The 22,305-nt window shown below is 67.5% G+C and carries 15 protein-coding genes; 6 read left to right on the forward strand and 9 right to left on the reverse strand.

Going from position 1 to position 22,305, the window contains the following annotated elements; translation table 11 throughout:
* Nucleotides 1-43: 43 nt before the first annotated feature.
* The 7 genes from ccoP to IB257_RS28085 all read right to left on the reverse strand — a co-directional run bounded on the left by ccoP (nt 44) and on the right by IB257_RS28085 (nt 6,051).
* Nucleotides 44-994, reverse strand: coding sequence for a cytochrome-c oxidase, cbb3-type subunit III (ccoP, locus tag IB257_RS28055; RefSeq protein WP_054452857.1), 951 nt, complete (start codon nt 992-994; stop codon nt 44-46).
* The gene (locus IB257_RS28060; RefSeq protein ID WP_054452859.1) at nt 991-1,167 is read right to left on the reverse strand and encodes a cytochrome oxidase; all 177 of its coding nucleotides are present in this window, start codon (nt 1,165-1,167) and stop codon (nt 991-993) included. The genes ccoP and IB257_RS28060 overlap by 4 nt, the downstream gene beginning before the upstream one ends.
* Nucleotides 1,168-1,169: 2 nt before the next feature.
* Entirely contained in the window at nt 1,170-1,904 is a 735-nt protein-coding gene (gene ccoO, locus IB257_RS28065; protein ID WP_054453668.1) for a cytochrome-c oxidase, cbb3-type subunit II, read from the reverse strand.
* A 10-nt stretch (nt 1,905-1,914) separates the two neighbouring features.
* The gene (gene ccoN, locus IB257_RS28070; protein WP_054452861.1) at nt 1,915-3,402 is read right to left on the reverse strand and encodes a cytochrome-c oxidase, cbb3-type subunit I; all 1,488 of its coding nucleotides are present in this window, start codon (nt 3,400-3,402) and stop codon (nt 1,915-1,917) included.
* A gap of 149 nt (nt 3,403-3,551) precedes the next feature.
* Nucleotides 3,552-3,713, reverse strand: coding sequence for a cbb3-type cytochrome oxidase assembly protein CcoS (gene ccoS / locus IB257_RS28075; protein ID WP_042794347.1), 162 nt, complete (start codon nt 3,711-3,713; stop codon nt 3,552-3,554).
* The gene (locus IB257_RS28080) at nt 3,710-4,684 is read right to left on the reverse strand and encodes a hypothetical protein (protein WP_119449982.1); all 975 of its coding nucleotides are present in this window, start codon (nt 4,682-4,684) and stop codon (nt 3,710-3,712) included. The genes ccoS and IB257_RS28080 overlap by 4 nt, the downstream gene beginning before the upstream one ends.
* Before the next feature lie 98 nt (nt 4,685-4,782).
* Entirely contained in the window at nt 4,783-6,051 is a 1,269-nt protein-coding gene (locus IB257_RS28085; protein WP_175163155.1) for an adenosylmethionine--8-amino-7-oxononanoate transaminase, read from the reverse strand.
* A 146-nt stretch (nt 6,052-6,197) separates the two neighbouring features.
* Between IB257_RS28085 and IB257_RS28090 the strand changes: the two genes are divergently transcribed.
* The 5 genes from IB257_RS28090 (at nt 6,198) to IB257_RS28110 (ending at nt 18,709) form a co-directional block, all read left to right on the forward strand.
* Complete coding sequence (locus IB257_RS28090; protein WP_192493157.1) at nt 6,198-7,385, forward strand: aminotransferase class I/II-fold pyridoxal phosphate-dependent enzyme; 1,188 nt, start codon at nt 6,198-6,200, stop codon at nt 7,383-7,385.
* 26 nt (nt 7,386-7,411) lie between these two features.
* A complete protein-coding gene (locus tag IB257_RS28095; RefSeq protein ID WP_225589269.1) occupies nt 7,412-8,068 on the forward strand; it encodes an alpha/beta fold hydrolase in 657 nt (218 codons plus the stop codon).
* Nucleotides 8,065-9,501, forward strand: a complete 1,437-nt coding sequence (bioD, locus tag IB257_RS28100) for a dethiobiotin synthase (RefSeq protein WP_192493158.1) — start codon at nt 8,065-8,067, stop codon at nt 9,499-9,501. Before IB257_RS28095 ends, bioD begins: the two co-directional genes overlap by 4 nt.
* Before the next feature lie 376 nt (nt 9,502-9,877).
* Complete coding sequence (locus tag IB257_RS28105; RefSeq protein ID WP_192493159.1) at nt 9,878-14,050, forward strand: hypothetical protein; 4,173 nt, start codon at nt 9,878-9,880, stop codon at nt 14,048-14,050.
* Between the two features lie 9 nt (nt 14,051-14,059).
* Nucleotides 14,060-18,709, forward strand: coding sequence for a hypothetical protein (locus IB257_RS28110; protein WP_192493160.1), 4,650 nt, complete (start codon nt 14,060-14,062; stop codon nt 18,707-18,709).
* A 73-nt stretch (nt 18,710-18,782) separates the two neighbouring features.
* On the opposite strand, the gene aceA is transcribed toward IB257_RS28110, so the two are convergent.
* The gene (gene aceA, locus IB257_RS28115) at nt 18,783-20,102 is read right to left on the reverse strand and encodes an isocitrate lyase (RefSeq protein WP_042794353.1); all 1,320 of its coding nucleotides are present in this window, start codon (nt 20,100-20,102) and stop codon (nt 18,783-18,785) included.
* Nucleotides 20,103-20,426: 324 nt separating this feature from the next.
* Here aceA and queF point away from each other — a divergent pair, with 324 nt between their 5' ends.
* The gene (gene queF, locus IB257_RS28120) at nt 20,427-21,251 is read left to right on the forward strand and encodes an NADPH-dependent 7-cyano-7-deazaguanine reductase QueF (RefSeq protein ID WP_192493161.1); all 825 of its coding nucleotides are present in this window, start codon (nt 20,427-20,429) and stop codon (nt 21,249-21,251) included.
* A gap of 15 nt (nt 21,252-21,266) precedes the next feature.
* On the opposite strand, the gene IB257_RS28125 is transcribed toward queF, so the two are convergent.
* Entirely contained in the window at nt 21,267-22,268 is a 1,002-nt protein-coding gene (locus IB257_RS28125) for a cytochrome-c peroxidase (protein ID WP_054452876.1), read from the reverse strand.
* Nucleotides 22,269-22,305: the final 37 nt, after the last annotated feature.

Below are 22,305 nucleotides of genomic sequence, written 5' to 3' on the forward strand. Positions count from 1 at the left end.
GGGCCACGCCAGGCGCGGCCCCCAAAAACGCGCTGTAAAGCCTTTACTTCGTTGCCGTGCCCGGCGCGGCGCTGGCCGTCGCTTCGGGCTTGTTCGACAAGCCCCAGACCCAGGCCGTCAGGATCTTGATCTGCTCCGGCGTCAGGATGTCGCCATGCGCCGGCATGCGATTGTCGCGGCCATCCAGGATGGTCTTGACGATGGTCGCTTCAGAGCTGCCGTAGAGCCAGACGTCGTCCGTCAGGTTGGGCGCGCCCAGCGCCTGGTTGCCCTTGCCGTCGACGCCGTGACAGGCCACGCAGTAATTGGCGAACTCGCGCTTGCCGCGGAACACGCGGACCGGATCCGCCGTCAGGCCCGACAGCGAGCGCACGTACTGGGCGATATCGGCAGCCGTCTTGGCGTCGATCGCGGCCTTCCAGGGCGGCATCACGCCCACGCGGCCCTGCGTGATGGTCTGCATGATGGCTTCAGGCGAGCCGCCGTGCAGCCAGTCGCCGTCGGCCAGGTTGGGAAAGCTGGGGCCGCCCTTGGCGTCCGAGCCATGGCATTGCGCGCAGGTGTTCAGGAACAGGCGCTGGCCGATTTCGCGAGCGCCTGGATCCTGGGCGATCTGCGGAATGTCCATGGTCTCGAAGCGCGCGTAGATCGGACGCACGGCTTCAGCCATCTTGGCCTGCTGCCTGGCCACTTCCTCGGTGCTGCTGTAGCCCAGCTGGCCCTTGTACTCACCCAGGCCCGGCATGAAGAACAGATAGCCCAGCGCGAAGGCGCAGGCCAGCAGGTACATCCAGGTCCACCAGCCCGGCACCGGGTTGTTCAGCTCGGTCAGGTCGCCGTCCCAGACGTGGCCCGTGTCCTCGACCTTGCCGTTGGCCGGCTTGGTGCTGAGCCAGCGGCGCTGCGTGTACAGCAGCCACACGCACCAGACCACGCCGCCCACGGCGACGATCGAGATGAAATACCCCCAGAAGCCGCTAACGAAATCGCTCATGACCGATTCGCTCCATCTTGTTGTCCCTGCCCGAACTCATCGGGCAGTGCGAACGGCAGCATGGCCGATTCGCGGTTGGCGCTCTGGCGGCCGCGCGAGCAGGCCCACCAGACGATGCCGAAGAAAGTTGCCATCGAAATGGCGGTGACGACGGCGCTCAGATAGCCCAGCATGGTCAGCCTCCCGCGGCCGCGGGCGCGGCGGCTTGGGTGGCGGGTTGCGCCGCAGGTTGTGCGGCGGCCTTCTTGGCCTCTTCCGCCTTCTTGGCCTGCTCGGCCTGCTTCGCCTTGCGCACGCCCACGCCCAGCCCTTGCAGGTAGGCGACCAGCGCGTCTTCCTCGGTCTTGCCTTCGATGGCCTTGGGCGCCTCGGCGATCTCCTCGTCCGTGTAGGGCACGCCCAGCTTGCGCAGGGCGCGCATGCGGTCGCTCACGTTCTCGCCAGTGATGACGGTCTTTTCCAGCCAGGGATAGGCGGGCATGTTGGACTCCGGCACCACCTTGCGCGGGTCGCGCAGGTGGATGCGGTGCCAATCGTCGGAATAACGTTCGCCCACGCGCGCCAGGTCGGGACCGGTGCGCTTGGAGCCCCACAGGAAGGGATGGTCAAAGACCGATTCCGAGGCCAGCGAGTACGAACCGTAGCGCTGCACTTCGGCCGCCAGCACCCGCACCTGCTGCGAATGGCAGCCGACGCAGCCTTCGCGGATGTAGACGTCGCGGCCCATCAGGCGCAGCGGGCTGTAGGGTTCCACGCCCGCGATGGGCTGGGTCGTGCTGTGCTGGAAGAACAGCGGCACGATCTGGACCAGGCCCGCGAAGGACACCACCAGGATGCTGGCGATGATCATCCAGCCGATGTTCTTCTCGAGCGTCTGGTGCGAAAAGAAACCAGATTTATTGTTGGCCATGATGTCCTCGTCAAACAGTGGCCGGCACAGCGGTCGCGGGAACCGGCTGGCGTGCGGCATGGGGATCGTCTTGCGGAATGGCGGGGTTGACCGGCTGCGCCCCGCGCACCGTCATCCACACGTTCCAGGCCATGACGAACACACCCGACAGGAACAAGGTGCCGCCCAGCAAACGGATCAGGTAGTACGGGACGCGCGTCTTCAGCTCTTCCACGAAGCTGTAGACCAGCGTGCCGTCGCTGGCGGTGTCGCGCCACATCAGGCCCTGCTGCACGCCGGCGATCCACATGGCGGCGATGTACAGCACCACGCCGATGGTCGCGATCCAGAAATGCAGTTCGATGGCCTTGACGCTGTACATCTTCTCGCGGCCGTACAGGCGCGGGATCAGGTAGTAGAGCGAACCGAAGGAGATCATGGCGACCCAGCCCAGCGCGCCGGAGTGCACGTGGCCGATGGTCCAGTCCGTGTAGTGCGACAGCGCGTTGACCGTGCGGATCGACATCATCGAGCCTTCGAAGGTCGACATGCCGTAGAACGACAGCGCCGTCACCATGAACTTCAGGATCGGATCGGTGCGCAGCTTGTACCAGGCGCCCTGCAGGGTCATGATGCCGTTGATCATGCCGCCCCAGGACGGCGCCAGCAGGATCAGCGAGAAGGTCATGCCCAGCGACTGGGTCCAGTCGGGCAGCGAGGTGTACAGCAGGTGGTGCGGGCCCGCCCACATGTAGGTGAAGGCCAGCGCCCAGAAGTGGACGATGGACAGGCGGTAGGAATAGATGGGACGGCCGGCCTGCTTGGGCACGAAGTAATACATCATGCCCAGGAAGCTGGTGGTCAGGAAGAAGCCCACGGCGTTATGGCCGTACCACCACTGCACCATGGCGTCCTGCACGCCCGAGTAGGCGGAATAGGACTTCCACATCGACACCGGCATTTCAATGTTGTTGAAGATGTGCAGGATGGCGATGGTCAGGATGTACGAGCCGAAGAACCAGTTGGCCACGTAGATGTGCTTGGAACGGCGCTTGATGATGGTGCCGAAGAACACGATGGCGTAGGCCACCCAGACCAGGGTGATCAGGATGTCGATGGGCCATTCGAGTTCGGCGTATTCCTTGCTGCTGGTGAAGCCCATGGGCAAGGTGATGGCGGCGGCGACGATGACGATCTGCCAGCCCCAGAACGTGAAGGCGGCCAACGGGCCGCAGAACAGGCGCGCCTGACAGGTGCGCTGGACCACGTAGTACGACGTCGTAAACAACGCGCTGCCGCCGAAGGCGAAGATCACCGCGTTGGTGTGCAGCGGGCGCAGGCGGCCGTAGCTCAGCCATGCGGTGTCAAAGTTCAGCTGCGGCCAGATAAGCTGCGCAGCGAGAAAAACGCCCACAGCCATGCCGACGATGCCCCACACTACCGTCATGAGCGCGAATTGCCTCACGATCTTGTAGTTGAAGGTATCGGCCTTGCTTGCGATTGCGGCGCAATCGTTCATCGCCCTTCCCCTAAAGTTACAGATAGCTCCAGGCTGCAATGATGGGACTAGTCAAACAAGGCAGCGTTGATCTGGATCAAGCATCTGGTTACACGGTGGGGAACGCGGCGCCGGCGCAACGGGTCCAGGCGCGAAATCAAGCGCGCCGCTCAGCCGCGGCTGGCGGGGCCGCTGTCGTCATCGAGCAGGATGGCGCGGCCGGCGTCATCGGTGTCGTCATACTGGCCGTTGAACACGGCCCACCACAACGACACCCCGATGGCCAGCACGAACAGCAGGGACAGGGGCAGGAGCAGATAGAGGATGGTCATTGCGCCGCTTCCAGCGCGGCGGCGGGCGCGGGCGCGCCAGCCCAGTCGCGGCGGCACAGGCGCCACGAGTTGTAGGCGACCGCCAGCGAGGACACCAGCATGGTGATCGCGGCCAGCCATGGCGTGACCCAGCCGACCAACGCCAGCGGGGTCATCAGCAGGTGCCAGACCACCGATCCGTTCAGGTTCTGGCGAGCGCGGCGGCGCGCCTCGCCCAGCAGCTCGTCCAGCGCCGCATCGGACATGTTGGGATGGGCGGCCAGCGCCGAATGGGCGGAGGCCATGGCGGTGGGCACCGCCATCGACATGGCGCAGGGACAGCTCATCACCAGGAGCGCCACCATCACCGGGATACTGTGCGCCGGATCGATGTAGGCCCAGGCGGCCGCGGCGGCCAGCGCCAGCGCGACCTGGACCATGACGAAGCGCGAGGCCAGCCGGTCGGCGCGCGCGCCCAGTTCCAGGCGCTGCGCCTCCACGCGCTCGTGGCGCAAGCCGCCTGCCGCGCCGCCGAAGGACTGGCGGGCGCACAGCTCCAGGTAGCGCGCGGTCAACAGGAAGGCCACGAACATCGTGACCGAATCGAAGTAGACCTCGCCGCGCCCCGTGTAGGTGGCGTGGACGCTGGGAATGAAGGCGGCGACGATGCCCAGGGCCACCGGCACATCCATGCCGGCGCGGCCATGGCGCAGGTTGTCGCCGGCGTGGCGCCAGATCGGCCAGGCCGAATACACCACGACCGGCACGGTCAGCGCAAAGCTGGCCCAGTTCATCAGCACGATGGCCCAGTCCAGCGTTTCCAGCGCATCGGCGGGCATGCTTTCATGCCGCAGGTAGCCGGGCCAGGCGAACATCATCACCTGCATCATCGCCAGCCACGCCAGCGACAGGCGCACGAGCGCATGGCGGCGCTGCTGGCGGTCGGCGTCGGACAGGCCGGCCGGGACGGCGAAGATCGATTTTGCTCGCATGCGCCGATGTTACTCAGCGCGTTACAAAGCCGCCTTGATCTGGATCAAGGCGGATCTGGCGGGTTTGCCCCGGCAACGCCGACCGGGCACGATCCGGCTCAGGGACGCTGGCGGCGCAGCACGTCCACTACCGCCCGCATCAGGCTGGCGAGTTCGCCGTCGGCGATCGTCAACGCCGGCGTCAGGTAGACCACATTGCCGAACGGCCGCACCCACACGCCGGCTTCGACCAGGCGCCGCTTCAGGCCCTCGCGGTCGGCGATGCCGTCCAGTTCCACCACGCCGATCGCGCCCAGCACGCGCACGTCGCGCACCCAGGGCAGCTCGCGGCACGGTTCCAGGCCGGCCGTCAGGCTCGCGGAGATCGCTTGCGCCTGGGCCAGCCGCGGTTCGGTCTCAAAGAGATCCAGCGAGGCGTTGGCTGCGGCGCAGGCCAGCGCATTGCCCATGAAGGTGGGGCCGTGCATCAGCGCGTGCGAAGGATCGTCGGACCAGAACGCCTCGAATACCCGGCTGCTGGCCACCGTGGCGGCCAGCGGCAGGGTGCCTCCGGTCAGCGCCTTGGACAAGGTCACGATGTCCGGCCGGATGCCGGCCTGCTCGAAGGCGAACATGGTGCCAGTGCGGCCGAAGCCGGTGAAGATCTCGTCGAAGATCAGCAGCAGGCCGTGCCGGTCGGCCAAACGGCGCAGACGGCGCAGTACTTCCGGGTCGTGCAGCAGCATGCCGCCCGCGCCCTGAACCAGCGGCTCGACCAGGATGCCGGCCAGCCGCGAGCCATGGGATTCCAGGTGGGCCTCCAGCGCAACCAGCTCCGCTTCGCCGCGCGGCAGGTCGACGATGTCGTGTTCGGCCAGCATGCCGCGGTACAGGCTGTGCATGCCCTCGTCCGGATCGCACACCGCCATGGTGCCGAAGGTGTCGCCGTGATAGCCGCCGCGGAACGCCAGGAAACGGCTGCGGCCGCGTTCACCCTGGTTGAGCCAGAACTGCAACGCCATCTTCATGGCGACTTCCACCGCCACCGAGCCGGAATCGGTATAGAAGACGCGGTCCAGTCCCGGCCCCAGCATGCCGGCCAGGCGGCGGGCCAGGGTCAGTGCGGGTTCATGGGTCAGTCCGCCGAACATGACGTGCGGCATGGCGTCCAGTTGCGCGCGCACCGCCTGGGCGATGTGCGGATGGTTGTAGCCGTGGCAGGCCGTCCACCAGGACGCGACGCCGTCGATCAGGCTGCGGCCGTCGGCCAGCTCAAGCCGGCTGCCATGGCTGCGCACCACGGGCAGCGGCGGCGTGGCCGTCTTCATTTGGGCATAGGGTAGCCAGATATGGGGCTGGCCCTGGGCCACCCAGTCGGGCGTGTGCATGATTCACCTCTCGATACCGGCGGCGCGACCCGGGTCCGCCCGGCGCATCCGGCCGGAACGGGGGCAGCGTCCGCCTCCACTACAATGGCCCGCATTCTACGGCCTGGCGCGGCCTCCCCCCTGCCCGGCCGCTGCCGGAAATATAGATGTCCAAGCTGGATCCGCTTTTCTCCTCCGAGCTGGCGCGCGCGGAAGCGCGCCGCGTGCGCCGCCGCCTGCGCACGGCCTCCGCCGCCGCCCCGGGACGCCTCGTCCTCGAGGGCGAGCCGGTCCTGAACTTCTCCAGCAACGATTACCTCGGCCTGTCGCGGCATCCGCTGCTGGTCGAGCGGTCGCGCGAATGGGCAGCCCGCCACGGCGCGGGCGCCCAGGCGTCGCGCCTGGTGACCGGCAACCTGGACCTGCACGAACAGGTGGAAGCCAAGCTGGCCCGGCTGAAAGGCACCGAAGCCGCGCTGCTGCTGGCCTCGGGCTGGCAGGCCAACGCCGCCGTGCTGCCCGCCCTGCTGCGCGCGGCCGCCAGCCAGGGCGAGGTCGAGCTGTATGCCGACAAGCTCAACCACGCCAGCCTGCACCATGGCTGCCAGGCGGCGGGCGTGAAGCAGATCCGCTTCCGGCACAACGACCTGGACCATCTGGAAAGCCTGCTGGCCGCCAGGGCGGACAGCGCGGCCGGCCAGCCCGTATCGCGATTCATCGTCACCGAAAGCGTGTTCAGCATGGACGGCGACCGGACCGACGTGGAACGGCTGGCAACCCTGGCCGACCGCTACCGCGCCTTCGTCTACCTGGACGAAGCGCACGCCACCGGCGTCCTGGGCCCCCGCGGCATGGGGCTGGCAGGGCTGGCGCCCGGCCGCATCGACCTGGCCATGGGCACGTTCAGCAAGGCGCTGGGCGGATTCGGCGCCTACGTCGCCGGTTCGCGCGCGCTGTGCGACTACCTGGTCAACGCCTGCTCGGGCTTCATCTACACGACGGCGCTGCCGCCCGCGGTGCTGGGCGCCATGGACGCGGCGCTGGACCTGGTGCCCACGCTGGACGCCGAACGCGCCCGCCTGGCGGCCGCGGGCGACAACCTGCGCGCCGCGCTGCGCGGCATGGGGCTGGACACGGGGGCATCCTCCACCCAGATCGTGCCGGCCATCGTGGGCGACGAAGCCCGCGCCCTGGCGCTGGCCTCGGGACTGGAACAGCGCGGCTTGCTGGCCGTGGCGATCCGCCCGCCCACCGTCCCCGCCGACACCAGCCGCCTGCGCGTCACGCTGAGCGCCGCGCACCGCGACGTGGACGTGGCGCGGCTGATCGACGGTTTCGCCGCCGCGCTGGCGTGACGGCCGCCGTTCCCATGCAAGCCGGCATGCCCCGCCCCACCCTGCTGTTCGTACACGGCTGGGCCTTCGACGCCTCGGTCTGGACGCCGCTGCGCGCCGAACTCGCAGACTGGCCGCAAGCCGTCTTCGACGCGGGCTACTTCGGGCCGGCGCAGGGGCCTGCCATGGCCGGCCCGGTGATCGCCATCGGCCATTCGCTGGGCGTGTTGCGCCTGTTGCGCGAACTGCCGCAAGACTGCCTCGGCCTGGTGTCGATCAACGGCTTCGCCCGCTTTTCCGCCGGCCCCGACTTCGAGGCCGGCGTGGCGCCGCGCGTGCTGGATCGCATGTCCAGGCGCCTGTCCTCCGACCCCGCGGCGGTGCTGGGCGACTTCCGCCAGCGCTGCGGCGACGCGACCGATTTCAGCGAGCCGCAGCTGGCGCCGCTGGCGCGCGACCTGCAAGCCCTGCGCGACGAGGACCGGCGCGAGGCCCTGGCGGCGCTGCCCGTGCCGCTGTTGGTCCTGGCTGGCGCCGACGATCCCATCGTGCCCCCGGCCATGACGCAGGCAGTTTTTGCCGGCAAGGCCGACATGGAGATCCATGAGCGGACTGGCGGCGGCCACCTGCTGCCGGTGTCGGATGCGCCCTGGTGCGCGGAGCGGATCCGCGCCTTCTTTGCCGGACTGGTGCACGCCGCATGACGCAAGCCCCCCGCAACGCTGGCATCGGCGCGCGCTTTGGCGCCGCCGCCCCCGCCTATGAAAACCACGCGTCCGTCCAGCGCCAGGCAGCCGAGCGGCTGGCCGGCGATATCGCGCTGCTGCCCCTGCCATCCCGCCCGCGCATCCTGGAGATCGGCTGCGGCACCGGCCTGCTGACCCAGGCGCTGGCGCGCCGCATCGGTCCCGCCGACTGGACCGTCACCGACATCGCTGCCGGCATGCTCGCGGCCGCGCAGCGCGGCCCCGCATTGCCAGGCCAGGCCCGCTATCAATTGCTGGACGGCGAGCACCCCGCGGGGCTCGAAGGCGGCTACGACCTGATCTGCTCCAGCCTGGCGGTGCAATGGTTTTCCGACCTGAATGGCGGGCTGGGCCGGCTGGCCGCGCTGCTCGCCCCGGGCGGCTGCCTGGCCGTGGCGACGCTGGCGGACGGCACATTCCAGGAATGGCAGGCCGCCCATGCTGCGGCAGGGCTTGCCGCCGCCACGCCGCGTTACCCGGCCGCCGCCTCCATCCATCCGGACAGGGGCAATCTGGCGGGTGGCGTGCGCAGCGAACGGCTGATACAAAATCATCCTGACGGGCTGCATTTCCTGCGCGCCCTGAAAGGCATAGGCGCCACCACGCCCGCTCCAGGACGCGCGCCGCTGGGCGCGGCGCAACTGCGGCGGGTGCTGGCGGCGTTTGACGAACAAGGAGCCGGGGTGACCTATCACCTGGCCTACGGTATGTGGAAAAAATCGAACCAGTCCCCCGCCGGCGTTTTCGTGACCGGCACTGATACCGGCATCGGCAAGACCCTGGTGTCCGCGATCCTGGCGCGCGCCTGGAACGCCGACTACTGGAAGCCCGTGCAGACGGGCGTGGCGGAAGAACCCGGCGACACCGAGACCGTGGCGCAACTGGCCGGGCTGCCGCCCGAACGCCTGCACCTGCCCGCCTACGTGCTGCAGGCGCCGCTGTCGCCCTGGGCCGCGGCCACGCTGGAAGACACCATCGTCGACGCCACCAGCATCGTCCCGCCGGCCACGCAGGCGCCGCTGATCGTGGAAGGCGCGGGCGGCCTCTACGTGCCGATCGACGACACCCACATGATGATCGACCTGATCGCCAGGCTGGATATGCCGGTGGTGCTGGCCGCCCGCAGCGGACTGGGCACCATCAACCACACCCTGCTCAGCCTGGAGGCCCTCAAGCGCCGCGGCATTCCGGTTCTGGGCGTGATCATGAGCGGACCGCTTTCGGCGGGCAACAAGGAAGCCATCGAGCGCTTTGGCGACGTCCGCGTGCTGGCCGAGATTCCGCCCTTGGCCCGGGTCGACGCGCAAACCGTCCAGGCCCTGGCCAGCGCCATTCCTCCGCTGGCGGAATGCCTGCAGGCGCTGGGCGGTGCGCCCGCGGTCGCCAGTTGAGATCCTGGCGCGGCCGCGGATGGCGTGATTTCCGGGGCCGTAGCCGTTACGCATTCGTACAAAATAAATTCCGCTGACGGCCACCCGTCCCCCACGCGGACAGGTACCGCCGCAGCACTTCGCGTGGCTGAGGATGGCGGCAAAAGTCTCATGCAAAGCATGAACTTCCCCCGCGTAAGCATGCCTCTCCTACATCTTTCAGCCACATCCGGATTCTCAAGCCGGCGCGGCCGCGGCGACAGCGGCCGCATGCTCGTGCGTTGTTGACTACTAACGCAACACAACGATAATTTTCGCCACATTGGCAGTTCGATTCGCAGGTAGCTGGACGTGCAGGATTTCGTTCCTGGGTTTCCTTATTTGCAGGAGAACTGGCATGGTCACCAGAAGGCTGAACATTCCTGTTTTGGCCCCCAATCCCAACCGTAATTTCTTCGACGGCACCCGCCCCGGCCATGCCGTGCTGCGCCCGGCCGATCTGCTGGCCTTGCGGCTGGAGCTGCGCAACCTGACGGTCACGCCGGGCCAACCTCCTCGCCTGAAAAAGGCTGGCGACGGGGCCGCCACGCTCATCGTCCACTTCCCGCCGCAGTCGATCAGCGAAGAGACGTTCTTCGAACGTCCGCCTCCCGGCACCGCCAACCAGCCGCCGCCCCGTCCTACGCCGGGCAAGCCGGAACCAGGCGGCGTGGAAGATCCCACCGGTCCGCCGGTGCGCGCGCGCATCGCCGGCGAATCGCGGCTGGCCTTTGACGTTCCCGACGGCTTCGACGTGCCCTACACGCTGGAAGGCGTGCTGGCCGCGATGGAGTCGCTGCCGTTGACCGTGGCCGCCAATGCGCGCCCGCCCGGGCCCAGCGCGCCGCGCCTGAACCTGCGCGATCTGTTCGACACCCGCATCGACAAGCTCTCGCCGGTGCAACGCGCCGCGCTATCGAGCTTCGCGCTGCGCAGCGCACGCATCGCCACGCAGCAGAACGCGCCCGGTGCGCTGTTGCTGCGGCAGGCCGGCGGCGCGCCAGGCCTGCGCGCATTGCGCCTGGGCGGCGGCGCGCCGGTCCGTGAGGTTCAGCGCACCAGCGCCCTGATCGAAATCCTCAGGCGCGGCCCCAAGCCCGCGCTGCCCGCCGCGCAGCAGACGGCGATAGAACTGCCGTGGCGGCTGATCCTCAGCCCGCATGCGGACGAACGCTGGCGCCACGCCAAGGCGCCAGCGACTTCCGCCGCCACGCAGCACACCGAGCTCTGGCATACCCAGCTGCTGGCCGCGCAGCCGCAGAACAGCGCAACGGCGCCGCAGGCGGACGATCCCAAGCCGACCCTGCGCGCTATCTGGGCGCTGGGCGGCGAAGGCACGACCAAGCCCATGCAGCCAGCGTTTCCCGTGCCGGCGACGACCTATCTGCCGCAACCGAACACCTCGCCCTTCCGCATGCCGATGGACGATTTCGACCGGTTCCAGATTGCGCACCTGTCGTCGAATTTTTCCGTCGCCAACTACACGCCGCAGCCGGTGGACGCCAAGCTGCTGATGCTGTCCGCGCTGGGCGCCTGGCTGGACTCGCGCGGCAACTGGGACGCGCCCGGGCTGTCGCTGGAAGAATGGACGCATCGCGGCGCCATGGGCCGCGACCACTACGTCCGCGTGGTCTACAAGGGCCTGCTGTTCCCCTTCGGCCACCGCGCTTCGCTGGTGAAGGTCAGCGAACGCAAGTTCCATACGGCCAGGGCGGGTAACCCGGCCTACCTGCGCCAACGCCTGTTCATCATCGTGCGCCAGCGCGAACGCGTGTATGCCGATCCGCAGCTGCAGGCGCGGGACGACTCGGGGAACATGATCTTCCTGCATCGGCAGATGCCATTCTCCAGCGTGCGCATCCTGACCACCGTCACGCCAAGTTTGGATGCCCCTACCTCCCAGGCCAGCAACATCGATGGCCTGGGACAATTGCTGTTCTGGCCGTGCATAGGCGGAACCCCCTTCCGCTTCGCCTGTTCGGCCACCGACATCGATGGCCGCATCGTGCAGTTCGACCTGCCCATGATCTTCATGGACGGCGGCCATGCCTGCCCGCGCAAGCTCAGCGGCCAATGGCTGACGCCGGACTACGTGAACGCGGAGATTTTCGCGAAGCAGACGCGCAAGGCCTGGCGCGATGCCGAATCCGGCCGCCGCACCGCGCAGTTCAAGCAGCAGCGCGTCACGTTCGCCTCCCCGCTCAAGCCCGGCGATACCGCCGCGCAAGCGGAGACGATCGAGTTCGACGGTTTGGTCGATCCGGGCAATACCCAGCTGCGCGCCTACAGCGACTCCTTAAACGGCCCGCTGTTCTATCCCGGCATCAAGCGCGCCGAGATCCGCATCGCCGCGCTGGCTGAACTGACCGGCAGCGACAGCAACAGCGTGCTGAGCTGGAACGACCATTACCTCCGGTTCGGATTCGATTCCGGCAACGTCGGCCAGGTCTTCGGCAACATAGACGCCGAGCCCGGCTATCGCGGCGACGCGGTGCTGAACTTCTCCGCGCAGGGCGACCGCGCGGGCGGCTTCGTCCAGCCGAATCTGCGCCCCACGGCGCTGTCGCGCATGGCGGGTCCGGTCAGCGGCAAGGTCTCGGACTTCGTCGCCGGCAAGATGAGCGGCCCGGACATCTTCCCCAAGGTCATGTCCTCGGACCTGCCCTTTCCGCTGCTGTTCGGCTGCATACCGCTGGGTGACGTGATTGAAGCGGTGTCCAACGCCGCCGGCACGCCGGAGCGGGTGCCGCGCTTCGTATCGGAAGCCTGCTCCCAGCTGGAAAGCCTGGTCAACGAAATGGGCCGGCTCTACGCCCTGGTGGCGGACCTGGCGCAGCAACCAGGCCGCATCGCCGAGGCCGCGTTGCAGGTGTTGAAAGACACCTTGCAGGATCTGCTCGGCCAGGCGCAGGCCTACGCGCAGAACCTGGTGCAGGACGCAAAGGCCCGCGTCAACGATCTGATCGCCGCGCTGGACGCCGTGCGCGCGCAGGTCGCGCTGCTGGCCGGACTGTCCTTCGACGCCGCGCCCGCGCTGCCGGGATTGCCTGCCGTGCTCACCGCCGCGCGCGATGCCGCGCGGGCGTTGAGCACGGCGGCGGACGCGCAGGTGAACGGCGCGCACTTGCCTGATGGCCTGCGGCAATCGCTGCGCCAGGCCGCCAACACCGCCCAGACGCTCCTGGACAGCGTCGGCGTCGTGCCGGCGCTGCTGGTGCAGGGCAAGGCGCTGTACGACGCGCTCGACGCGGTTGTGGGCCACCCCGACCAGCTGGACGACCTGTTCGCCGACGCCGCGACGCTCAGGCCGCGTCTGCAGGCCATCACGGCCGCGGTCGATCCGCTGTCCGGCACCATAGGCGGCGCACGCCTGCTGGAAGGCGCGCCGCGCCAGATCGCGCAGACAGCGCTGCAGGCGGTCAAGCTGGCGGTCGATGCGGTGCTGGCCAGCGCGGAGCTGCTGGAACTGCTGACCGGCGATGAGCTCACCCTCCGCTTCGACTGGAATCCGGTGATCAGGAGCTGGTCGATCAAGCCTGGCGACCCGCCGCTGTTCCGCGTCAACGATACGCATGGCTTTCGCGTGGCGGTGGAAGCGCGTGTGCGCAAGAACGGGCAGAGCGCGCCCAAGATGTCGGTGGTCTGCTCGCTGAAGGACTTCGACCTGGTCCTGATCGCGCCTGCCAGCTTCATGGAGCTGAACTTCGAGAAGATCGAGTTCCGCATCGACACGGCCGCGAAGATGGACGTGGACGTGCTGCTGACAGACATCAAGTTCGTGGGCCCGCTATCCTTCGTCGAAACGCTGCGCGACCTGATCCCGCTGGACGGATTCTCCGATCCGCCTTATCTGGATATCTCGGCCAAGGGCGTGGACGCCGGTTTCGACCTGGCGCTGCCGGCCGTCGCCATCGGCGTCTTCAATCTGTCCAACCTCAGTCTGGGCGCGGGCTTCACCGTGCCCTTCATCGGCCAGCCCCTGTCCGTGCGCTTCAATTTCTGCACGCGCGAACAGCCTTTCAACCTGTCGGTATGCATGTTCGGCGGCGGCGGGTTTTTCGGCATCACCCTGGATCCCAGCGGCATCCAGTTGATGGAAGCGGCCTTCGAGTTCGGCGCCAGCGTGTCGGTGAATCTGGGCGTGGCCTCCGGCGGCGTGCACGTCATGGCCGGCATCTACTTCCGCATGGAAAAGAACGCCTGCTCGCTGGCCGGCTACTTCCGCATGGGCGGCTGCGTCAGCGTGCTCGGCATCGTCAGCATTTCCATCGAGATCTACCTGGAACTGCGCTACGAGTTCGAAAGCGGCAAATGCGCGGGGCGCGCCACCATCACCGTCGAGATCGAAGTCTTCATGTTCTCGATGAGCGTGTCGCTGTCATGCGAACGCAAGTTCGCCGGGTCCAATGGCGACCCCGGCTTCCGCGACCTGATGGGGCCGCATCCCGACCTGCCGCTGGCGCAGGAACTGGCGCAGATCGACGACAGCAGCGAGTACGCCTGGCGCGAATACGCCGAAGCCTTTGCCTGAGGAACGTCCATGGCCAAGCAAACGATAGTCTGGACCGCGATCCCCAACGGCCGCGTGCCCGCCGGCCCCGACGCCGGCCGGCTGCGCATCTCCATCGTGGCCTCGCCGCGCCTGACGCCGCAGGCCGTCAACGAGCAGCAGTTGCACGCGTTCGCCGACTGGGTCAACTGGCCGCGCACGCTGGAGCGCGTGCGCTTTGCGCTGAACACCGGCGCGGCGGAGATCGAACTGGAGCCGCAGGCGCAGGCCGACGCGGCGCTCTGGGAACGGCTGCTGCCCAAGACCACGCCGGTCGCCGGCTTCGTGTTCCGCGACATGAGCAAGGTCAACCTGTTCTCGTATTCGGTGGCGGGTGTGCTGGGCCTGGCGCGCAAGCACTACGGCAGGCTGGCGGTGCAGGCCACCGGCACGCCGCCCACCCTGCTGCCCTGGCGCGACGCGCATCCGGGCCTGAAGGACATGCTGGGCGACTGCGGCACGCGCACGACCTTCATCTCGCTGGGCGACCGGCGCGTCGAAATGCCGCTGCCTGGCTTCGACCGCTTCTTCGACGACGGCGGCGACGGCGCCGAGCGCGTGCTGCGCTCGCAGGTCTACGGCCCGCACAGCGTCTACGAAGGCCACGCCGCCGCGCCGGGCGTGAACGCTGAAGGCAATCCCCAGCCCGGGGTGAGCTTTCCGCTGCGCGCCCTGCCCACCCGCTGGAACGACGGCGGGCTCGCCGGCCCCGACCAGAACCTGATGAAGCTATGGAACTCGCAGGCCGAGTACACCCTGTTCCAGGCCAACCGCTTCTATCGCCGCGATCCGCCCACGGCGCAACAACGCAGCATCCGGCGGCCGGACGGCGAGAACGTACCCGCGCCGCCCGTCCAGCCGGAAATGGATTTCCACGCCATCGTGGCGTCCTACGGCGATTACCCGGCGCTGCTGCGCCAGCTCGGATTGGTCATTGATTGCCTGGTCCCGCCGGGCTCGGCCTTGGAACAGCAGTTGGCGGCGGCGCCCGCCGCGCAGGGCTATTTCTTCCTGACCCTGCGCTGGGAGGACGGGCACGACGCCGGCGATGACGCCTGTCCCGCCACCGCCTGGACGGGCGACGCGGAACGCTTCACCACGCGTCCGCGAAACCCCGCCGACCATGAGCGTGGCATGCTGAAGCTGCGCCGCGCCGACGACAGCTGGAACCTGTACGAACCCCGCACGCCGTTCGACGTCTACCAGGTCGACGCCGACGGCGCGGCGCTCAAGACTGTGGACTTCGTGCTCAGCGCACAAAATCTGATCGCCAGGAGCCTGGCGCTGGGCGCCGACGGCGCGGTGACCTACACCACCGGCGACAAACAGGGCGTGGCCGCGCTGCGCTCGGGCGGCCTGGGCGTGGCGCGGCGCGGCCGCGCCTGGGAAGTGGCGCAGAACGCGGCGGCCGCGGCCCTGAAGAATGCCGCCCTGTCGGGCGCGCCGGGCAGCATCGTGCTCTATGCCGAGGATCTGCTGCGCGGCTATCGCGTGGATGCGCAAGCGCAGGCTCCAGGCGATTCCCCGAAATGGCGCTCGTTGTGCCAGCGCGCCGGCACCTACCGCTGCACGGACGGCGGCGCGCCGCTGCAATTTCCTGATGACGAGGGCTATGTGAAAGGCGCCTCCACCAGCGGCGGTGAGAATCCGGACGACCAATACCTGCATGAATCCCTGTTCCGCTGGACTGGCTGGAGCCTGGTGGCGCCGCGTCCGGGACGCACCCTGCGCGACCGCGTGGATCCGGACAGCGGCGTGCAGGGCGAAACGCCGGAAGACGTGCAGGACACGGCCACGGAAAAAGGCAACGGCCTGGCGGTCAGCTTCGCGGCGGCCAAGGGCAGCCTGCCGCGCCTGCGCTTCGGCATGCCCTACCGCTTCCGCGCGCGCCTGGTGGACCTGGCCGGCAACAGCCTGGCGCATGACGATCCATCGCTTGAGCGCGACGACAACGCCACCCAGCCGGTCGTCTACTGGCGCTTCGAACCGGTGGATCCGCCCGCGCTGGTGCAGCGCGCCCGCCTGAGCGAAGGCGAATCGCTGGAACGCATGGTGATCCGCAGCAATACCGGCATGGACCCGGCGGCCTACCTCGACAGCCCCGATTTCAAGGCTGCACGCCAGGAAGACGCATCCAAGGACTACGCGTATACCGCCATCAATGAACGCCACGTGGTGCCGCCCAAGGCCTCGCAGCTGCAATGCGAAACACATGGCCTGTTCGACGGCATGATGGGCAACCCCGCCAACATCAAGCAGGCCTATGAAATCGCAGCCCGCGACGCGGGCACGCTCTACGACCAGGGGCCAGGCACGGACATAGAACTCGTGACGCCGCAGGCGTTGGACCAGGTCGCCACCACCGCACAGGTGCCGCCGAAAGAGCCCTCGCCCGAGCACCCCACCGGCGAGCGCCTGGCCGCCGGGCAATATGTCATCCACCGCGAAGCCCAGGTGCTCACGCCCTATTTGCCGGACCCCGCTGCGGGCGGCATCGCGCTGCGCGCCCAGCCCGGCCATGCCCTGCCCGGCGTCACGGGACCGAAGGTGCTGGGACCCAGCGCGGTGATCGCGCTGACGCCCGCGCAAGAACTTGTGCTGCTGGTGGCGCATGCGTCCAAGTGGCCGGACACGCTGGGCTTGCGCATCGTGCTGGAAGAGCGCCGCGCCACCCTGGCCGACCCGCCCTGCTCGGAGGATTTCCTCGACGACGGACTCCCAAGCTGGGACGAGGCCAAGCGGGTCCTGACCTTCTACCTGCCCAAAGGACGCATTGCCCGCTTGCGCTATTCCAGTTTTGTGAATCCCGGCCTGGCCAACACCTTCGGCATCCCCGCCTGGGCGAGCAACGAAGGCGAGCGCGCGACGCTGCGCCTGTCGTCCGTGCTGGGCGGCTGCTGGATGGTCACGCCGTACCGCTCGCTGGTGCTGGTCCATGCGACCCAGCAGCCGATCTGCGAGCCCCTGCTGCTGATGGCCGAGGAACCGCAGCGCGGACCTGGCGATGCCCATGCAAACCTGTATGCCCGCGTGCGGTTGCACGGCCCCACCACCGGCAAGGTCGAGATCGAGGCCGACTGGCACGAATGGGTGGATGACCTGCAGAAGCCGCGTCCGGAACGCCAGGCCGGCCATGGCGTGCTGGCGGAGGTTCCCTTGTCCGAGAACTACGCAAACCTCTTCACCCTGAGCAATGCGGTGAAGGAACAACTGAACGCGGACGGCAAGCTGCGCACGCGCGGCGACCGCCATGAATTCGGCGACACCCGCTTTCGCCTCATCCGCTACCGCCTGCGCGCGGCCACGCGGTTCCGCGAATACCTGCCGCCCTCGCTGTACGCGCAGACGGACAAGGTCACGCGGCTGGGGCCCGTTGCCGACGGCCCGCTGGTGGAAACAGGCGCGGACGATGACCCGGGCGCTCCGGTGCTCAGGCGCGACGGCACGGCGCAGAACACCATCGTGCGCGCCAGCGCGCCGCCGGACGCCCCCGTCCTGACCTACGTCGTGCCGACCTTCCGCTGGGAGGAAACGGCGAGCAACGGCAAGCTGGACGTGACGCGACTGGGCAACGGCCTGCGGGTCTGGCTGGAGCGGCCCTGGTTCTCCTCCGGCGACGGCGAGCTGCTGGGCGTGGTGATCGCGGGCGACGGCCAGAACTTCACCGACATCACCAACCCGCTGACGCCGTTGGTGACGCAATGGGGCATGGATCCGCTCTGGGAGACGCCCCCGCCCAAGCACAAGGCGCGCGTGTCGGACTTCTCGGCGCGCGTCACCGACGAGCAGGTCTATCTGCAGGAAATCCCGGCCCAGCTGGTCCACGTGGTCGGACACCGCGTGCGCTGGAGCGAGGAACGCGCGCGCTGGTATTGCGACATCGAGCTCGATCCCGGCCGGACCTACATGCCCTTCGTGCGCCTGGCGCTGGCGCGCTATCAGCCCAACGCCATCGGTTCGGCCAAGCTGTCGCGGGTGGTGCAGGCCGAGTTCTCCCAGGTGCTGCCGCGCCGCCGCGCGGTGTTCGAGGTCAAGCGCGGCCGGCTGGCGTTCAGCCTGCGCGGCGTGGTGCCCAAGCATGGACCCATGAAGTTCCCGCTGGACTCCGAGTACCTGAACATCTCCTTCATCCCTGGCATAGGCCAGACCGCCGAAAGCGGCCGCAACCGCGTAGAGCTGGTGCTGCAGACGCGCGACCCGGCGCTGGACAGCGACCTGGCCTGGAGCGACGCCGCCGTGCTGGCGTCGGGCCTGCTGGACCCGTCCGGGCCGGCGCCCCAGCCGCCCGGCCCGATACCTGGTCCCATACTCATAGACCGCATGCGCGAACTGCCCATCCTGGAAACCGCCACGCCCGCGACGCTGGCCGATCTATCGCGCCTGGGCAACGTGGCGGTCGGCCCGGTGGTGCGTTTTCCTCCGGTACTGGAGGGGCCTCTGCTGGGCGAACTGTTGGACCCGGTCATCTGGTCCGCCAGCGTCACGCTGCCCGACCGCGGCGGCAAGCCCGCGCGCATCGCGGTGCGCGAGTATGAACGCTATTACACCGACAACGCCGTGCCCGAACGGCGCGCCGGCGCCATCCAGCAGCGTCGCGTGGTGGAGGAAAGGCTGGTGTATTCGGCGTTCTTCGGGCTCTAAAAAAAAGGGTGCCCGAAGGCACCCGAATCCACCCTACAACAGCAACTACAACTGCATAACTCTCCTGCGGTGCTTACGCGGCCTTCTGTTCCTTGCCGTGTTCGAACTGCGCTTCCTCCGTCGAACCGGTCAGCGCGGTGGTCGAGGACTGGCCGCCTTCGATGGTCTGCGTCACGGCGTCGAAGTAGCCGGTGCCGACCTCGCGCTGGTGCTTCACGGCGGTGAAGCCCATTTCAGCGGCGGCGAACTCCTTCTGCTGCAGTTCGACGAAGGCGCTCATCTGGCGGCGGGCGTAGCCGTGGGCCAGTTCGAACATGCCGTAGTTCAGCGCGTGGAAGCCGGCCAGCGTGATGAACTGGAACTTGTAGCCCATGGCGCCCAGCTCGCGCTGGAACTTGGCGATGGTGCCGTCGTCCAGGTTCTTCTTCCAGTTGAACGAGGGCGAGCAGTTGTAGGCCAGCAGCTTGCCCGGGAACTGGCGATGGATGGCCTCGGCGAACTTGCGGGCGTATTCCAGGTTGGGCGTGGACGTTTCGCACCAGATCAGGTCGGCGTACGGCGCATAGGCCAGGCCGCGCGAGATGGCCTGGTCGATGCCGGCCTTGGTGCGGAAGAAGCCTTCGACGGTGCGCTCGCCGGTGATGAAGGGACGGTCGTTCTCGTCGACGTCGCTGGTCACCAGGTCGGCCGCGTCAGCGTCGGTGCGGGCCAGCAGCACGGTGGGCGTGCCCATCGTGTCGGCCGCCAGGCGCGCCGACACCAGCTTGGCGACGGCCTCGCGGGTCGGGACCAGCACCTTGCCGCCCATGTGGCCGCACTTCTTGACCGAAGCCAGCTGGTCTTCGAAGTGCACGCCCGAAGCACCGGCCTCGATCATCGCCTTCATCAGTTCGAACGCATTCAGCACGCCGCCGAAGCCGGCTTCGGCGTCCGCCACGATCGGGGCGAAGAAATCGATGTAGCCTTCGTCGCCCGGATTCTTGCCTTCCATCCACTGGATCTGGTCGCAGCGGGTCAGCGAATTGTTGATGCGGCGGACCACTTGCGGCACCGAATTGGCGGGGTACAGCGACTGGTCGGGATACATCTCGCCGGCCAGGTTGGCGTCGCCGGCAACTTGCCAGCCGGACAGGTAGATCGCCTTCAAGCCGGCCTTGACCTGCTGCATGGCCTGGTTGCCGGTCAGGGCGCCCAGCGAATTCACGAAAGGCTCGCTATGCAGCAATTCCCACAGGCGGGTGGCGCCGCGGCGCGCCAGCGTGTGTTCCACGCCGATGGAGCCGCGCAGGCGGATGACGTCCTCGGCGCTGTAGTCGCGCTTGATGCCTTGCCAACGGGCGTTTTCAGCCCAGTCCTTCTGCAGATTGCGGATTTCGGTTTCGCGGTTGCTCATGTTGATGCTCCTGGTCAGTGATGGGAAGACTTCAAAAGATTCGCGTCCTGCGTTGCGTGAATCGTTGGACAAAGTCTATGCCTCTGCTGCGGAGCAATGTGGACTGATGTCTTATAGAAGACGAAAAATATTATTCTTATAAATCAACTAATTGCAAACTTTATTTCGTATTGCGGAACGCAATTATCATCTGTGAAATGGGCTCCCGCTGCTGCGCAGCAGTGGCTTTCACATGACGAAGGTTACATTTCACAATGTGGAAAATCAGCCTTTTTTACGACCGCCTACAATGCGTTCATTCTTCAAGTTTCCGATGACTCCGCTATGACGCTGTCCCACGGCCCGCTGGGCCAGAGCGTGGCCTACGCCTCGCAATACGACCCCTCCCTGCTCTTCCCCATCGCGCGTTCGCACAATCGCGCGGCGCTGAACCTGGAAGCCGGCAAGCTGCCCTTTACCGGCGTGGACCTGTGGAATGCCTATGAGCTGTCCTGGCTGGACGCCAAGGGCAAGCCGCGCGTGGCCATGGCCACCTTCTCGGTGCCGGCCGACAGCCCCAACATCATCGAGTCCAAGTCCTTCAAGCTCTATCTGAACTCGTTCAACCAGACCCGCCTGGTCAATTCGGCCGCCCTGCGCGGCCGCCTGGAGCGCGACCTGAGCGCCGCCGCCGGCGCGCCGGTGGGGCTGGATTTCTTCCTGCCGCAGCGCTTCTCCGAATTGCAGATGGGCGAGATGGATGGCATCTATATAGACAAGCTGGATATCGAAATCGATACCTACGAGCCCGCCCCCGAAGTGCTGCGCACCCGCGCGGGCGACGTGGTCGAGGAAACGCTGGCGTCGCGCCTGTTGAAATCGAACTGCCCCGTCACGGGCCAGCCCGACTGGGCCAGCGTGCAGATCCGCTACCGTGGCGCGCCCATAGACCGCGAGTCGCTGCTGCGCTACGTGATCTCGTTCCGCCAGCATGCGGAATTCCACGAGCATTGCGTGGAACGCATCTTCAGCGACATCATGCAGGCCTGCCGGCCGGAGCAACTGACGGTCTACGCGCGCTATACGCGCCGCGGCGGGCTGGACATCAACCCCTGGCGCAGCAATTTCGAAGCCGGGCCGCCGGCGGACGTGCGTACCGTCCGCCAGTAGGCGCCGGAAACCGCGTTACTTCACAAAAGGCTCGGGCCGCGGCGTATCGTCCGCCGACGGCGGCAACACCGGGTACTGGATCGCCGGCTGATCGCCCGTCAGGGTCTTCAGGAACGCCACGATCTGCGCGTTCTCGTCGGGCGTGAAGGTCCGGCCCAGCTGCAACCGGCCCATCACGTCCACGGCCTGCGTCAAGGTAGCTGCCTCGCCATCATGGAAGTACGGATAGGTCAGCGCCACGTTGCGCAGCGTCGGCACCTTGAAGTTGAAGCGGTCGGCGTCCTTGCCCGTCACCGCCGCGCGGCCCTCGGCCTTGTTCTCGGTGACGTAGGGCGTAACCAGGCCCATCTTCTGGAACGAATTGCCGCCCACCGCCACGCCGTTGTGGCAGGCCACGCAACCGCTGTTCTTGAAGAGTTCGTAGCCGGCCAGCTCGCGCACCGTCAGCGCCTTCTGGTCGCCGCGCAGCCACTGGTCGAAACGCGAATTGGGCGTCACCAGCGTTTCCTCGAACGCGGCCAGGGCGCCGGTGACCTCGTCGATGGTGATGTCGTCCTTGCCGAAGACCTGCTTGAATTCCGCCCGGTAGCCGGGAATGGAATTCAGCACCTGCACCGCTAGTTCGTGAGTGGACGCCATCTCCATGGGATTGGCGATGGGGCCGCCCGCCTGCTCGCGCAAGTCCTTGGCCCGGCCGTCCCAGAACTGGGCGATGTTCAGGCTGGAGTTGAGCACCGTCGGCGAATTGATCGAGCCCTGCTGCCACTTGTGCCCGATCGAGGCCTTGAGATTGTCCGAACCGCCCATGCCCAGGTTGTGGCAGGAATTACAGGAAATCGCGCCGGAACGGGACAGGCGCGGATCGAAGAAGAGCTTTTTGCCCAGTTCGACCTTGGCCGGCTCCTTGATGACCGCCGGCTCCACCGGCTGTATCGGTTCCTGCGAAGCCGCCTGGGCCAGACCCATCCAACTGCCCAAGGCGACCCCGGCCGCCAGCAACGCGCTTGCCCTTCTCATTTCGCTTCTCCTGTGAATAACCTTTGTCCCATAAAGG

This window comes from Achromobacter sp. ACM03 (genome assembly GCF_014851665.1).
In the GTDB taxonomy this organism is placed as follows: domain Bacteria; phylum Pseudomonadota; class Gammaproteobacteria; order Burkholderiales; family Burkholderiaceae_B; genus Achromobacter; species Achromobacter aegrifaciens.

Coding starts and splice junctions, on each gene's coding strand:
- IB257_RS28090 (WP_192493157.1), top strand. CDS start 6,198: ATGTCCAAGCTGGATCCGCTTTTCTCCTCCGAGCTGGCGCGCGCGGAA.
- ccoP (WP_054452857.1), bottom strand. CDS start 994: ATGAGCGATTTCGTTAGCGGCTTCTGGGGGTATTTCATCTCGATCGTC.
- ccoN (WP_054452861.1), bottom strand. CDS start 3,402: ATGAACGATTGCGCCGCAATCGCAAGCAAGGCCGATACCTTCAACTAC.
- ccoS (WP_042794347.1), bottom strand. CDS start 3,713: ATGACCATCCTCTATCTGCTCCTGCCCCTGTCCCTGCTGTTCGTGCTG.
- IB257_RS28125 (WP_054452876.1), bottom strand. CDS start 22,268: ATGAGAAGGGCAAGCGCGTTGCTGGCGGCCGGGGTCGCCTTGGGCAGT.
- IB257_RS28095 (WP_225589269.1), top strand. CDS start 7,412: ATGCCCCGCCCCACCCTGCTGTTCGTACACGGCTGGGCCTTCGACGCC.
- IB257_RS28060 (WP_054452859.1), bottom strand. CDS start 1,167: ATGCTGGGCTATCTGAGCGCCGTCGTCACCGCCATTTCGATGGCAACT.
- IB257_RS28085 (WP_175163155.1), bottom strand. CDS start 6,051: ATGCACACGCCCGACTGGGTGGCCCAGGGCCAGCCCCATATCTGGCTA.
- queF (WP_192493161.1), top strand. CDS start 20,427: ATGACGCTGTCCCACGGCCCGCTGGGCCAGAGCGTGGCCTACGCCTCG.
- IB257_RS28105 (WP_192493159.1), top strand. CDS start 9,878: ATGGTCACCAGAAGGCTGAACATTCCTGTTTTGGCCCCCAATCCCAAC.
- bioD (WP_192493158.1), top strand. CDS start 8,065: ATGACGCAAGCCCCCCGCAACGCTGGCATCGGCGCGCGCTTTGGCGCC.
- IB257_RS28080 (WP_119449982.1), bottom strand. CDS start 4,684: ATGCGAGCAAAATCGATCTTCGCCGTCCCGGCCGGCCTGTCCGACGCC.
- aceA (WP_042794353.1), bottom strand. CDS start 20,102: ATGAGCAACCGCGAAACCGAAATCCGCAATCTGCAGAAGGACTGGGCT.
- IB257_RS28110 (WP_192493160.1), top strand. CDS start 14,060: ATGGCCAAGCAAACGATAGTCTGGACCGCGATCCCCAACGGCCGCGTG.
- ccoO (WP_054453668.1), bottom strand. CDS start 1,904: ATGGCCAACAATAAATCTGGTTTCTTTTCGCACCAGACGCTCGAGAAG.